This window comes from Streptomyces sp. NPDC016459, assembly GCF_040632845.1.
Classification (GTDB): domain Bacteria; phylum Actinomycetota; class Actinomycetes; order Streptomycetales; family Streptomycetaceae; genus Streptomyces.
Genome location: NZ_JBEYCR010000032.1, coordinates 1 through 13,544, shown reverse-complemented (window position 1 = coordinate 13,544; position 13,544 = coordinate 1). Strand labels below are relative to the sequence as shown.

The following is a 13,544-nucleotide window of genomic DNA, read 5'->3' as shown; positions in this document are numbered from 1 at the left end:
CGCCAACCTCATATCTGACCGCTGCACCACCGCCTGAGAACAGGCCATGAGCAGGTCAAACACGCCTCACCCACTATCACGCACCAACTCGTTAGGAACCCTGTTCGGGAACGAATCGAACAGAGCGTCCATCCTGGCTGGGGACGAAGTTCATGGGGACCCATTCGGCCCCCTCCCCGTCCACGCCGCCGTCTGGTTCCGGCTCTGGCTGGGGTCCGTGCAAGATGTAGCTGAGCGAATTCTCGACGTCCGCCCTCAGGAAGCCAGCCAAGCCGAGTGGCTGCCTTCCCTGCTCCGTCTCAATGCCGACCTCGACCCCTACCGCGTTGTTGTTGGTGACTGTCGCGATCCGTTCGGGGTAGGTCATTTCCCCAACCAGGGCGTTGTCCTCGACATCGACGAAGTACCAGGTGACTTCAGGGGGGCCGCCAGCGTCCCGTTCCATGGCCACCTGAAGGTTCTGTTGGATCTGGTCAGTTCTGGCTGACACCGTGATGCTCGACCGGTGCTTGTCGCAGTTGTCCAGATCGGACAGGTAGGCCAGAGGGTGCATGCCATCGTCGGAGTGGTACGGCTGGTACATCTCAATGCGATCCGCAAACGCGTCGGGGACGGTCTGCAGGTAGCGCTGGCGCGCCCTGCCCCATTCGGACCGTGTCCTACAGACGGGGAAGCCCAGCTGGCGCGGTTGGGGCGGGGCCGCGCCGTTGCTGTGCGCCAGCTCCCACACGCAGGCATCGAGGGCACTGCGCAGGGCATGCAGGCCGTCGCCGAGGATCAGGGACCACTCCAGCACAGGCGGTGGCGTGTGGACCCGCAGACGCAGTTCCAGTCGGCGGCGGTCGTCGGACACCTTCGCCTCGATGGTGACCGGCTGGCTGGTGAGCCAGAGCCGGATGCGGGCGTCGAGATCCGTGAGGTGTTGCGTTGCTCGGGCCAGCTTCATCTGCGGCCAGGGCGAGATGCTCACCCGCTGGTTCTCGTCGTGGGGGCCGGGGGCCAATTGTCCGTCCATGCGAACAGACGGTATAGGGAAGGTCGGACATGAGAACCTCCCCGAGAGCGTGAGCTGCTGGGACTGCGGTCACGAAAACCCGCTGCGCGCCCCCGGCCCGGAGTAGGCAGCTGCCGGGCGCGCTTTCGCTGCGGAGCGGGCTGTCCTGCGTCCGGCCCGGCGGGCGGAACGGTCACCGAAGTCCCCGCGCCACCGCGAGGGACGGACGACAAACCCACCCGACGGCCACAGTCCAGAGGAGGCCGAACACAGGCCGTGTGAGAAGCAGCCGAGAAGGAGCTTCACCGGCCCGGGTCGCGCTAGAGGTCATGCTCGGCAAGACGGCAGGACCTCCCGATACACGCGGCGCACATCGTCGGCTTCACCCGGCTCTTCCGGAACGCCGTCGGCACCATCGTGGCCCGCAGCACGCCCGGTGGCGGCCGGTGCTTCCACTGCGGGCACCGGGCGTGCCGCCAGATGTGGGAGCCGGCGGCCTGGCAAGCCTGAAGGGAGGCTGGGCAAGCCACCCGCGCGTGCGGCTTGCCCAGGCTTCCGGCTTGCCGCTCGTCATCCCGGCACTGGCGCTTACGCCGTGGTGGTCTCTCGCGAGGGCAGACCCGGGATCACCCCATCTGCCAGGTTGGTGCGGATCTCGCGGACAGCCGGTCCCGGAGTGCCCCTCAGTTCGTTGCAGGCGATGATGACCTGCCCCCCAGCGCCTGAGGGGTCTTCGAAGGTGGCGAGGTCGGTGAGGCCGTCGAGGAGCGCGTTGCCGGTCCGCTGGTCCTCCGGCCCGTCGCCCAGACCGGTGAACGGGCCGTCCACGATCAGGAACTGCGGCACCGGCATCGCCGGTACTTCCCGGGCGGCATCGCGCAGAGCCAGCAGGACACTGACATTGGTGCGGGTCATCCCGTGCCCGGCGACGACCCGCGCGTCGAACGTGTTCCCATTGATGGTGACGGAGAAGTCCTCCGGGCTGATGGAGACCGTGTTGATCTCCGGGTCACACGCCTGCATCCGGCGCAGCGCGTGGCGCGACCACCGGTCGGTTCCCTGCTTCACCATCAGATCGGTGTCTTGTCGGGCGGCGGTGTAGGCGGACTCGGCTGCCGCCTTGTCCTTCTCCAGCAAAGGGAGCCGCTCCCGCAGTTCCGTCAGCTCCGCAACCTCGCGCAGGTGCTCGGCGTTCTGCTCCAGCCGCGCGGCCAGTTCACGCACCGCCGCCTCGGCCTCCACCACGATCTGCTGCTGGGGCTCGATCACATCCTGAGCAAACGCTCGCGCCGCGGCCGCCGCCTCCAAGACGACCCGCTCGGCATCACTGACCCGGCCACGAGCTTCGTCAGCCGCCTGCGCCGCACGGCGAGCCGAGTCCCGTGCCTGCTCAGCGGCCTGCTGCGCCCGGGACATCCGCTGCTTGAACTCCTCGGCACGCTGCTGACGCCTGGGGTCGAACCGCCGGCACGTGGGACAGTCGTCCTCCGACAGGCCCGTCAGGTCGAGCGCCCGTACACACGTGGGACACAGGCTCGGTTCGGTGGCGGCCTCCCGCAACCCGGCCAGCCGCCCCCTAGCCTCGCCCGCAGCCGCCTCCAGCTGCCGTGCCGTACGTTCCCGGTCATCGGCGGCCACGCGCGCGGCCCGCCGAGCCTCCTCCGCCACGGACGACTTCTCCTGGAGCGCGGCAAGGCGAGTGTGCAGACTGCTCAGATTCGCCCCGGCCTTCTGCGCGGTGAGGGCCCCCTCCTCGTGCTGCGCGGTCCACTGCGCGCCGCGGCGCTGGAGGTCCTCGACTGACGGCAGGTCACGTTCCTGGCGGTCACGCAGAATCCGCTCCACACGGTTCTTCGCCGACCGCCACTGCTTCTTCTTGTCGCCGGACTCCTGGCGCAGCGCGTCGACCGTCTCGTCATCGGCTCCCAGCAGCACCCGCCCTACCGCGATCCGCTGCTCCCTGCTCTGCCGACCGAGATAGTCGTTCGGCAGGTCACGCTGGCGCGCGTAGAGCCACGGAACCAGCAGGTCCAACGTCACGCGCGTACGCCCCGCGCCCAGCCGGGGAATGCCGATGAGGTCCTGGAAGACATCGGCGGCCGACCTGCGGGAGTCGCTGCGCTTGACCGGATGAAGCTCCTCGGCGTTCAGCGGGCCGCGGGCGAAGGACACGTCTTCCTTCCGGTCCGCCGTGCTGCGGGTGATCCGCCACCGGTCCCCGCCGATCCGGGCGACGAACCCGACGCGACCGCACATCGCCGCGGCCGCCATCAGCTTCGCGTTCTCCACCGCCAGCGTCCACCACACAGCCTCCAGCGCTGTGCTCTTGCCCGACCGGGTCACTCCCGTCAGCACGGGCAGCGGGGCATCGAGCCTCACCTCGTGCACCACCCCGTCGACCTCAAACAACATGCACTCAATATTGAGTGTGACCACCCGGTGCCTCCCGCAGCTCGACAGCGCTTCAGCGCTCGTAGCGGGTAACGACACGCAGCCGTCCGGGTGACGTGCCGTCCCAGGCCAGCGTCAGCGAACCGGCACCAGCGCCGCGAAGGGGCGGCCAACGGCCGCCCAAGCTCCGAAACCCGCCTAGGACGGCTTGCGCCGCTCCTCAGCCTCACGGGAGATCTTGTTGACAAGGTCCCAGAACTGACCTGCCGGGCCAGCACCACCATTGGCACCTGTGCCAGGCCGGGGCACAGCACCACCACCAAAGATCTGATCGACGCGGGCCTCCCAGCACTTGCGACACTGGCAGTTTCCTGCCTCATGGGTTGGACAGACGCGGTCAGCCGTCTCGTAGACCAGTGCGGCCAATGCCTCCGCCCTCTCCCTCCACTGTGCCGCGCCCGAACGAGCCTCCGAAGCTTCCTGCTCCGCCCGCCGCCGCGCGCCGATCATCGCCCAGTCAGGGCCGCCTCCGCCGTAGTAGCCCACCGCTCGCTCCCGCTTGTCTTGACGCCATGTCCTCTGAGGGCAACGCCCCCACCAGCAACAAGACACGCCACATCACGCAGAAGGCCCTGGGATCGACCGCAGTGTCCCAGGGCCTCCTGCAGTTTGGTTCAACCAGCCGGAGACGTTACGCCCAGTGCATCCCCAGCGCGGCGAGGGCGGCGCGCTGCTCCGCCATGAGCTTGTCTCGCCTCGACTTGGTGTTGGTGATCCATACGCCCAGCTTGACGGTCACCGGCTCGCCCTGGCCGTCGACGGTGATCTGTTCGCTGTGGCCGCGGGGTACGGGCCGGTCCGCACCTTCCCGCTCGACCCACTGCGTGAGGGCTGCAAGGCCGCGTTGGAACGCTGCCTGCGCCTTGCTCGGGCCCTTCGTCGCACGCGCGGCCGCTGGGACGGCAGATGGCGCCTCAAGCGGCTTGATGCCCAGTCGGGACAGCCGGTCCTGCTGCTCGGTCGACAGCAGCTTCCAGGTACCCGACTTGCGCTGCTGCTGGAGCCATCGTCCGATGTCGTCGCCGTCCATGAGTACGCCGGGTGCGATGGAGGGCAGGTGGCCGTCGGCGTCGACGAGGTCGGTGAGGACGCGGCAGTGGCGTTGCCAGTCCAGCGGCCAGGGGCAGTTCCAGTCCTCGTCGACTGCGGCCAGCTGCTGCGCGCGTACGGCAGCTCGCTCCGTGTCCTTCCCGAGACCGCCTTTCCGGCGGAGGTTGGCCATGTGCTGGCCGATGGGTACCATCGCCTCGCCTTCGCCCCACACTGCGTCCTGACGGGGCGCGAGGTGTCCCATGGCCCGCCGGTAGGACCGGAGCGCGGCGAGCTTGTTCTCCCAGGCTTCCTCGCCCGGCTCCCACACCATCCCGGCCTCCGGGACGTCCAGCAGCGTCTTGCGCCGCTCCTCCAGCTCACCCGCCCGCAGGGATTTCCGCTGCTGATGCACCCATCGGCCAAGTGGAAACGACTTCGTGACCCCCATTTTCGACCTCGACGTCGTAGGGAATGGCGTGCACGCCGGTGATCTCGTGACCTGTCCTCCCTGCCCATGCTCACCACCCCCTGACGGCCACCATCCGTCGGGAACTGCACAGGGTGAGCGCGCGGACGACCGGCGCGCTGACCTGCCGGGGCGAGGCCGGACAGTGCGCACATTGCTTCTCCGCAAGCCCCTGATCCCTCCCACGGGAGGCGAAGGCGCAGCAAGGTGCGCCCGGGTCGGCCCTCCTGAACAACCGGTCTCACGCTGCTCGACAAGCCGCGCACCGCGGGAAGCGTCTCGTGCTGATGGACCGAGCGCATCCTCGCCCGCGCCCGCAAGCACTGGCCCGACAACGAGGTCCTCGTCCGCCACAGCAGCGCCTTCTGCTACGCCGCGGACGACGCCACGGTGCTCGCCTTCCAACAGGAGCTCGCCGAACGGTGGGCAACGGCGACACCGAACATACGACGCGTGACCCAGGTCAGCCCGGCGTACGGCTGCGCTGCTACCTGGGCCTGCGCCAGCAGCTCACGGCAGCCGCCGTGGCCGACCCGACCATGGAGCCGACCACGGCCCGGTCCTAACTCAAGGCAAGGTGTCGCCTTCGCCGAACAGCGGCACCTCCTGGACGTCGACGTCCGCGCGGATGCGGCGGGGGCGGGCCGGGTGCCGCCAGCGTCCGGCGCTGTCGCGGGCGACGTCGACGTGGTTACGCACGCCGGCCGGCCAGGGGCCTTGCTGCTGCTCTGCTGACGCCTCTGATGAGGGGCGGCGCATACCTGTCACGGCTGGAGTCGGCGTTGCCTCGATGCCGCAGGACGTGCCGGAGGTGTAGGGGATCACCAAACGTTGGGAGTGACGGGTACCGTCCAGAGCTCGTCGTTGGTGTGCTGGGGGTTCTCCAGGGTCAGTGCGTTCCAGGTGCCGCCGTCACCGAGGGGGGTGCTGGTCTGCCTCAGGATGGTGGAGATGTCGTCCCGGGGGTGGATGGAGACCGTCCCGCCCGGCGCCGGGTAGGACCCCGACCGCAGCTGGAAGTGCTGGTTCGTGGCGTTCGGGCTGCACGGCGACAGGGTGACCACCCATGGACCGTACCGTTCCCAGTCGCCACCGGCTGCCGGCCTCGGGCTGCGGGTCCAGCACGTTCCCTTGGTGGTGCTCTGGATGCTGTAGTACCTGCCGTGCTCGCGCGGAGTGAAATTCCAGCTCCTGTCGGACGAGTCCGTCCAGTTCGCATCGGTGAACGCAGCAAGAACCAGACCGCCGTTGCCGTAGGTTCCGATGTGGCGGCCGGTGCTGGCGTTGCGGACTTCCCCGGTGCCGCCGTACACCTCAGCCGCTGCGGATGTCGCAGTACCCAGCACACCACTCAGCGCGGCACACACTGCGGCCGCAGCGACAGCCGTACGGCGCCACCGCCGACGGCTCGGGCAGGCGGCAGCCCTGGTGGCGGCCACGGTCATGGACCGGCGTACACGCATGATGTGCTCCTTCGCAAAGGACGAATGGGACGCCCGCAAACCTGTCCCGCTCCACCCTCGTGACACGCCTCAACGCGCCAACCATCCGATCGGGCGATCACTTTCCTGCCACTCATGCGGACCCGTTGGTTGAGGGAGGGTCGCTCGCGTAGCTGGGCGCTTGTGCACGAGGTGACGAGCGGGGGCGGGAAAGGGTCCCCCGCGGTAGTGGAAGGCCTCGTTGAGGCTGGATCGGGCACCACGGCGGGGGGAATCTTTGCTTACTGTTCGGTGGTCAGCTGCCGGGAGGACTGCCGGCGTGGCAGGGCTGGCAAGGCGTGAGGGGGCGTAGAGCCGGCGACCGCGTCGGCGTGACGTTGTCTCAATTCACCAATGACTACCATTAGTAGTATTGCCGCTACTCTCGGTCGCCGGAATGCTGGTTATGACTTCGCGGGTCGCAGGTGTCGTTGGCTCTCCCACTTCGCCGGAACGTACGCGTGCCGTGTTGGCCCCTCGCGTACGCGCCGCATCAGTGCTGCCGTCGGCCCGCCGCCCCCTCCACTACCGGAAAGCAGGATGACGCTGACCATGCAGACTCCAGTCCGCCTCGCGGCAAGCATCGCGCTCACCGCCGCCGCCATGCTGACGGCAGCCGCCCCCGCCTCCGCCGACGCCTCGATCATCCGAGGCCAGGGCCGCGACGCATGCACCCGCAACTACGTCTGCCTCTACGACAACTGGGACTACAACGTCCCCACAAACGCCCGCATCCTTCGAACCACCGAGGACATCACCCACCTCGACGACTACAACTTCAACGATGTCACCAGCTCCGCCGTCAACAACAGCCGCTTCCTCGTCCGGATCTACCCCGAATACGACTTCAAGGGAGTGCCCGTGACGCTCCTGCCCGGCGAATCCATCAGCTTCAACCGGGGCAACGGCTTCAACGACGTGGCCTCCTCCGTCCAGTTCCTCCCTTACACCATCGGATAGCCGACAGCCGCACCGATCGAGCGGCCCCGGGGAGGGCGACTGCTGTCACCGCAGTGGGACCGGCCCGCCCGCTGCGGAAGCCGTCGTTGTCAGCCGGCCACGACGTCGCGTAGTTCCTGTACGGCGCGTTCGTGGTGGTGCTGGGCGGGGATCGCTTCGTACTGGTCCAGGGCGCGGCGGCGGACCAGGCCGGTGCGATAGTCCGCCAGCAGTGCCGTCAGGGCGCCGACCGTACGGCGGCACGCCTGCTCGGTGTCGCCGTCGTGATGAGAGCACGTTGCCGCGTCGATCTTCAGCAGGGTGCGCGTCATGGTGCTGGTCGGCGCGGACAGCTCCAGGGCGCGCTCCTGACTGACGTGGGCGAGGCGGGTGTCCCCGAGCGTGGTGAACGCGTGGCTGAGGTGGACGTTCTGCCAACCCCTCACCGCCGGGCGGTAGGCGAAGACATCGGAGACGAAGCCGCCGTTGACGGCCTTGGTGCCTGCGGGGCAGGTGGCAACGGAATCGCCATCGTCCTGACTGACGGGGCCCATCCGGGAACCGGCGCTCTGCGGGGTACTGCTCACGCTGGGCGTACCAGCGGCCACGGTCGGCGCCGACGCACCTGTGTGCTCCATGACCCAGGCCCGGCTCACCACCCACCGGCTGCGATGTGTCGGCTTCGTGTCAGTGTGGGCGTGGCAGTTAGCGGAGGCCAGGAAAGCCATGTTCCTGCTGGTGGTCGGTCTGTGGCTGTAGCTTGCGCCTGACGGGGGATGGTATTTCGCGACCTGGCGGCTGTCATGAGGCGGCATATCGCCAGGTGGCTCACTGCCACAACGACGGCACATCGCAGAAGAGTTAATGATCCGCCGAACAGTGCCTAGAGGGGCCTGTTCGAGGGCACGAGTGATCGAATCCCTCCTCCAATCGGTTGAATAGATGGCTTACTTCGAATGCCGTTCACGGACCTGGGCACGCGCTCCCCTGAGTGCGTTTCCGCATGCTTTGGAGGTCCCCCCTCTGCGGCGCGCTTGACCACATGCAGATCAGTTAGGAGAACAACGTGACGAAGTACCTCGCAGCGCTTCTCTTCGCTCTTGGCGCAATCCTTACAGCGGCACCCGCGGCTTCGGCGGGGGAAAGCTGCAGCTGGTACGGCAACGGTGACTATGTCGAAACGGTGCCTGACGGAGGGTTCAGCTCCTTTGGCGCGCAGTGCAACGACGGTGAATGGAACTATGGCGTGGGCTAGCCCGCCCCGCCCCGTTTGCGGCAACGCGGGCGGGGCGACGAAACGCTGAGTAGGTTTTCCAATCCGGTTCGTCGAGTGATCGTAGGTCCGGCTAAGAGTGCTTTTGCTGTCCAGAAAGCTCTCGCCCCCGACGAGGTCCCGGCAGCTCTGGGAGAACTGGCCAGCCGTCAAGTGCGGAGCAAGCTCGTGCACGTGTTCCGCTAAATCAAGAGGATGGTCCTTGACCACGATCGTGGTCAAGGACCATCCTCTTGCCCGCAATGGCCTTACGGCATAAGCCAGCACACGCCTGGGCTCAGCACGAAGAGGAGAACTGGCCCGCATACTCACCGCATGGGCTGCTCCGCATGGTGCGACCCGTCTTTTCGACGCGCAGGAATCGGGTGCAGGGAACGACAGCTACGCGATATGAGACTGCTTTTTACTTCGCCTGAAGTGGAGAAGCCCGCGTCAGAGCACTGCCCCTTGAGTCATTGAGCCTTTTCCATCCTCACCCTGAGCTGGTCAGATGCAGGGTGAGGACGGCCTGGACAAGGCTGGTGATCCGTGTGGTCGAGCACCGCAGTTTGCGGAGGAGCCGCCAGGACTTGAGGGTGGCGACGGCCTGCTCGACCAGGGCTCGGATCTTTGCGTGGGACCGGTTCACCGCCTGCTGGCCTGCGGAGAGGGTTTCCCAGCGTCCCCAGCACGGGATGCGGACCGTGCCGCCGGCACCTCGGTATCCCTTGTCGGCCCAGCACGGGATGCCGGCCTCGGCGAGGGCGTCGATGATGCCGTGTTCGCGGGCCGCGCGGATGTCATGGACGGCGCCGGGCAAGGCCGGTGATGCCCACAGCAGTCGGCCGAAGGGGTCGGCGATGACCTGCACGTTCATCCCGTGTCTCTTGTGCTTGCCGGAGTAGAACGGCTGGTCCGCGGCGATGCGGTCGATCGGCAGGAGCGTGCCGTCCAGGAGGAGATACGCCTTCGCCGACGCGGTCCGCACCGCGTCGGTCAGGCCGGGGGCGAGAGCGGCCGGGAGGTCGACAGCCTCGGTGGCATAACGGTAGGCCGTAGTGGTGCCGACTCCGAACCCGGCCGCGAGCTGGGCATACGTGTGTCCCACCCGCAGATGGGCGAGGGTGAGCAGGGCCTGGCGGCCGGCGCTCAGGCGCCGCCAATGGGAGCCGATCGTGCGGCGGTGGCGCCGCAGCTGCTGCTCGAGGAAGCGGAGGGCGGAGCTGGACACGTCGATGCCCGACGGGTAGACAAGCACGTGAAGCCTCTGGTGGAGACGGTTCTCTTGGTCGAAAACCCATCTACCAGGGGCTTCACCACGTTGTCAGCCCAACTGCCCCGCACCAGGAACAGGTTGAAAAAGGCTCACTGCAGGATGCCGGCGGTGCGGGCGGCGGCCAGCCAGGCCGGGAATTCTTGCAGTAGCTGGTCGAAGAGTTGGTGGTTTGGGATGGTTTGCGGGGTGCGGCCGGCGTGGAAGTAACCTGCATTATCGACGATGCGGCGGGCCGGGACGGCGAGAGTGTCCATCCTGCGCAGGAATGCGAACTCGTTGTCGTCGGGGTCGCCGAAACCGATGAACTGCCAGAACAAGGGAAGGCGAGCGGCCTTGCACAGGTAGCGTTCGGCAGCGAACTTGCTGGTGGGGCCGCCATCGGTCTGGAAGATGACCAGGGCGGGGGAATGGCTGCCGGATTCCATGTAGTGGTCGATGACCTCGTCCATGGCCCAGTGATAGTTGGTGCGTCCCATGTGACCGAGGTTTTCGTGCAGTTTGTTGATTCGGCCGCGGTATCCGCTGAGCGTCAGGTCCGTGGATCCGTCGACGTCAGTGGAGAAGAACACCACGGGAACGGTGCCGTCGTCATCGAGGTGGGCCGACAGCGACAGAACCTGCTCAGCCAGGTGCTGCATGGTGCCGTTTCGGTAGTAGGGCCGCATCGACCCGGAGCGGTCCAGCACGAGATATACCGCCGCCTGCACGTCCTGCAGCCCATGCGTGCGCACGCTGGTACCCGCCGCCTTGTACAGACTGACCAGATCAGGTGCTCTCTCCTGCACCTTGGTCAGACTGATGGCCGTGGCGCGCTCGCTGCTGTTCGTCGGGATCACTCCTCCATGGTGGTGCCCTGAGCTTCGGAGCAGGGCAGCGTCTGCCTATGGAGCTGCCTAGAGTGCGCTTGGCTTGATTGACCGGGGAGTAACGGGCGGGATGGAGCCGGGGTACGCAAGCGTCCCCTTGCAGAACTCAGGCCGGGTGCGGGCCTGTGCAAGAGGACGGTCTCGCGTCAGGGCGCAGGATGGCGTTGCTGCCGTCTGCGCCCCAGGCATCATCCCGCCGCCGCGCGCTCCTTGGACGGTGCTCGCCGTGCTGTCGGAGCATCCAGGTGGACCACGACGGTGGTGTAGAAACGGTGCACGGCGTCGAGTGGACCGCGACCAAGCTCCGCTGGGGCCTTGCCGCCGACCAGAGCGAGATCGACGCGATCAACGTCTACGCCGGCGGACCGTGCGAGACCACCGTCGTCCATTACACCCCGGCCCCGTAACCGTCCGCAGCTGCGGACCACAAGCTAGGCCAGGAGAGGCGAGGATAGAGCCCCTCGCCTCAGGCGGACTCCGTCAAGACCGCGTGCCCCACCTGTCGTTCGTCCGGGTCATCACCGGCCCGTAGCACCGGTTCGGCGGCCGCTGCCCGCCACGGTGAACGGGGGTGGTGAGCCGACTGGTCGTTGGTGCACTTCCTGTGGGGCCCCGTACCTCGGTGCGGGGCCACAGCGCGTTTCTCACCGGTGCCCGGCTCGTCGGGGCGGGACGTGACCCTCTTTGCTCTCGACCACGCCGCGTTCGTGCAGCGGCCCGCTGCTTGGTGTGCTGGCGTACGGGCCCCGCCGGCCCCTTGGACGGCCCTGCGGACTCCCTGCGCGAGGTGGTTTGTGAGCACCTCACCCGCGCCCACCCGGGCGCGGCCGACGACGCGTTCGTGGTGGAGCCCGTCCGTGCCGTGATCTGGTGGGACGGTATTGAGTACCCGCACGAGTGGTACCACCGGCTCTTCCCGCCAGCCTGGTGAGCCCGGCCCCACAGGTCACGAAGGGGTGAGTCCGTAAAGGCAGGCCATCACGTGCCGCCCTGGCGCACCCTACGGATCGCTCGGCGCCCTGCGACGAATGCGGTTACGACCTCATCACCGGCACCGTCCCAGCAACGGCCGAACACCGGCCCGCAAGGGCCCCGACTCAGTCGTGCAACGACGACGAACGTCACAGGACTCGTGTGATGACGCTCCCAAGGCTGCTCCCGGCCCGGGGCGTCCGGACGTAGCGATCAGTTCGCAGAGCAACCACAGGACAAGGTCCGCGGCATGTGCCAGCAAGCCGGCTGAGTTGGCAAGGCGCCGTCACAGGAAGGGCAGCGCTGAAAAACGTCCTCTGTCGGAGCGGCGTAGCGCTCCGACCCTGGGCAGTCTGGCGGGCTCAGGAACGCGAGCCGCATCGAGTCCGGGTCCGGTGCGGCTCATGCCGACCCTGGCTCTCCGACCGCCCGGACGAGTGCAATCAGCCCTCCGGTCAGTGCTGGTCGTTGACCCTTTGGTAGTCCGGCATCGAGCATGAGAGCGAAGCAGCCGTCGGTGACTGACCTGAAGCCGACGGTTTCAGCGGCAGATTCGGGGAAACGGATGCTCGCCTTTTCACGATGTCGTACTACAGCGGTAGTTGTTGTGGCCGCCTTGTGTTTGTTCGGAGCAGAGACGGTACCTGCCCAGGCCGCTACGAATCCCAACCCCATCGACTGGAAGGTGTACTCCAGTCACTTCGGTCCTGACGGCGAAGACTTGCCCCTCCGAGTGGGGCAGAAGGACGCTGGAAGCGTGGATGGGTTCGGCAAGCGGCACATTGAGTCGGGCCACTCTGATGAGATCTCGAGCTGGACGAACATGAAGCGGGACATCGACAAGACACTGGATCGTGGCGTGTGCGCGGCGTCCGGCAGTAAGACCACGTGCAACCTGAGGAGCAACTCCTTCTCCAACCCTCGTGCGGGCGGAATGAAGGTTGTGTTCACCGAGCGTGTGGACTCCCGGTCTGGGGATCGCCGCCCTGTCGGCATCATCACGGCCTACTATTACGGTTGTGGATGCTGATAGTGTGTCGATGATCATTACGTACCAACAGTACCTTGAGGAGTTCCGTACCGAGGTATTCGATGGTCTGACCTCCGAACTCATAGGGCGTGGCTCCAGGCTCTCTCGTCTCTCATTTTCCGAGAATGACGAAGGGATTTGGGTGGAAGCGGAGATTGAGCTGCCGGATCAGCAGGAGCCCTGGATCCGACGGCGCCTGATCGTTCCGGAACAGGGTCCAGACAAAGACGCCTGGCTTGCTGGGACAATCTTTTCCTCGGCTCTGGTCGAGGAGCTCGACACGAAGTAGAACGACGTCAGTATCGAGCCCTCGTACGAGCGGTACAACCGCCCGCGTCGCGGTCGGTCCGGTCGGCGGGTTTCACCGTGATCATCACGGGCAGGCCGAGGGTGTCGACGGCGATGTGTCTCTTGCGTCCGCTGATCTTCTTACCGGCGTCGAAGCCGCGGGTGGTTTTGGAGACGGTTTCAGCATTCTTGACCGACTGTGAGTCGACGGTCACCGTCACGGGCCAACGGGGATCGCCCCTGGCCGGGGCGGATCTGCCGACGGAGTTGGTCACGGAGGAAGACGATGACGCCGCGACGGCACCAGGCGGCGAAGTGGTCGTAGACGGTCTGGCAGGGCGGCTAGTCAGCTGGCAGGAGCCCGCCGCTTGACGCCGTTGTCGACCAGGTGGCGGATCGCGTCGGTGCCACTTCTCCGGCCGACCGCGGAACTTGGTCTGGCAGGCCGACAGGGGAAGCAGCGGTTCGATCAGAGCCCATTCCGCGCGGGTCTGCCG

12 protein-coding genes and 4 pseudogenes are annotated in these 13,544 nt (G+C 67.0%); 7 read left to right on the top strand and 9 right to left on the bottom strand.

Features of this window, described 5'->3' with window-relative positions:
* Window positions 1–91: 91 nt before the first annotated feature.
* From ABZ567_RS32040 to ABZ567_RS32030, 3 genes and pseudogenes are all read right to left on the bottom strand, one after another.
* On the bottom strand, window positions 92–1,015 hold the full coding sequence (locus ABZ567_RS32040) for a hypothetical protein (protein WP_360796897.1): 924 nt from the start codon (window positions 1,013–1,015) through the stop codon (window positions 92–94).
* A 567-nt stretch (window positions 1,016–1,582) separates the two neighbouring features.
* A complete protein-coding gene (locus ABZ567_RS32035) occupies window positions 1,583–3,430 on the bottom strand; it encodes a hypothetical protein (RefSeq protein ID WP_360796894.1) in 1,848 nt (615 codons plus the stop codon).
* A gap of 646 nt (window positions 3,431–4,076) precedes the next feature.
* Window positions 4,077–4,974 (bottom strand): annotated as a pseudogene (locus tag ABZ567_RS32030) (helicase associated domain-containing protein); the annotation flags it as partial.
* A 359-nt stretch (window positions 4,975–5,333) separates the two neighbouring features.
* Here ABZ567_RS32030 and ABZ567_RS32025 point away from each other — a divergent pair.
* A pseudogene (locus ABZ567_RS32025) lies at window positions 5,334–5,509 on the top strand (DUF6207 family protein).
* Between the two features lies 1 nt (window position 5,510).
* Here the strand turns inward: ABZ567_RS32025 and ABZ567_RS32020 are convergent.
* Window positions 5,511–5,642: a hypothetical protein gene (locus ABZ567_RS32020; protein ID WP_302898910.1), complete on the bottom strand. Its 132-nt coding sequence runs from the start codon at window positions 5,640–5,642 to the stop codon at window positions 5,511–5,513.
* Between the two features lie 122 nt (window positions 5,643–5,764).
* Window positions 5,765–6,007 (bottom strand): hypothetical protein, encoded by a 243-nt coding sequence (locus ABZ567_RS32015; protein WP_360796891.1) that lies wholly within the window; start codon window positions 6,005–6,007, stop codon window positions 5,765–5,767.
* Window positions 6,008–6,976: 969 nt separating this feature from the next.
* Between ABZ567_RS32015 and ABZ567_RS32010 the strand changes: the two genes are divergently transcribed.
* Window positions 6,977–7,384, top strand: a complete 408-nt coding sequence (locus tag ABZ567_RS32010; RefSeq protein ID WP_360796888.1) for a peptidase inhibitor family I36 protein — start codon at window positions 6,977–6,979, stop codon at window positions 7,382–7,384.
* 89 nt (window positions 7,385–7,473) lie between these two features.
* Here ABZ567_RS32010 and ABZ567_RS32005 read toward each other — a convergent pair whose 3' ends face one another.
* Window positions 7,474–7,950: a hypothetical protein gene (locus ABZ567_RS32005; protein ID WP_360796885.1), complete on the bottom strand. Its 477-nt coding sequence runs from the start codon at window positions 7,948–7,950 to the stop codon at window positions 7,474–7,476.
* Between the two features lie 479 nt (window positions 7,951–8,429).
* Between ABZ567_RS32005 and ABZ567_RS32000 the strand changes: the two genes are divergently transcribed.
* Window positions 8,430–8,618, top strand: a complete 189-nt coding sequence (locus ABZ567_RS32000) for a hypothetical protein (RefSeq protein ID WP_360796882.1) — start codon at window positions 8,430–8,432, stop codon at window positions 8,616–8,618.
* A 490-nt stretch (window positions 8,619–9,108) separates the two neighbouring features.
* On the opposite strand, the gene ABZ567_RS31995 is transcribed toward ABZ567_RS32000, so the two are convergent.
* Both ABZ567_RS31995 and ABZ567_RS31990 read right to left on the bottom strand, forming a co-directional pair.
* Window positions 9,109–9,873 carry an IS5 family transposase gene (locus ABZ567_RS31995; RefSeq protein ID WP_360796879.1) on the bottom strand — a complete coding sequence of 255 codons (765 nt, stop codon included), beginning with the start codon at window positions 9,871–9,873 and terminating at the stop codon, window positions 9,109–9,111.
* A 107-nt stretch (window positions 9,874–9,980) separates the two neighbouring features.
* Window positions 9,981–10,727: a VWA domain-containing protein gene (locus ABZ567_RS31990; protein WP_360796876.1), complete on the bottom strand. Its 747-nt coding sequence runs from the start codon at window positions 10,725–10,727 to the stop codon at window positions 9,981–9,983.
* Window positions 10,728–11,041: 314 nt separating this feature from the next.
* Between ABZ567_RS31990 and ABZ567_RS31985 the strand changes: the two are divergent.
* From ABZ567_RS31985 to ABZ567_RS31970, 4 genes and pseudogenes are all read left to right on the top strand, one after another.
* Window positions 11,042–11,164 (top strand): annotated as a pseudogene (locus tag ABZ567_RS31985) (HNH endonuclease); the annotation flags it as partial.
* A 350-nt stretch (window positions 11,165–11,514) separates the two neighbouring features.
* Window positions 11,515–11,688, top strand: coding sequence for a hypothetical protein (locus ABZ567_RS31980; RefSeq protein ID WP_360796873.1), 174 nt, complete (start codon window positions 11,515–11,517; stop codon window positions 11,686–11,688).
* 558 nt (window positions 11,689–12,246) lie between these two features.
* Window positions 12,247–12,759 carry a hypothetical protein gene (locus ABZ567_RS31975; protein ID WP_360796871.1) on the top strand — a complete coding sequence of 171 codons (513 nt, stop codon included), beginning with the start codon at window positions 12,247–12,249 and terminating at the stop codon, window positions 12,757–12,759.
* 4 nt (window positions 12,760–12,763) lie between these two features.
* Complete coding sequence (locus ABZ567_RS31970) at window positions 12,764–13,048, top strand: hypothetical protein (protein WP_360796868.1); 285 nt, start codon at window positions 12,764–12,766, stop codon at window positions 13,046–13,048.
* 61 nt (window positions 13,049–13,109) lie between these two features.
* Here the strand turns inward: ABZ567_RS31970 and ABZ567_RS31965 are convergent.
* Window positions 13,110–13,520 (bottom strand): annotated as a pseudogene (locus ABZ567_RS31965) (transposase); the annotation flags it as partial.
* Window positions 13,521–13,544 lie beyond the last annotated feature (24 nt).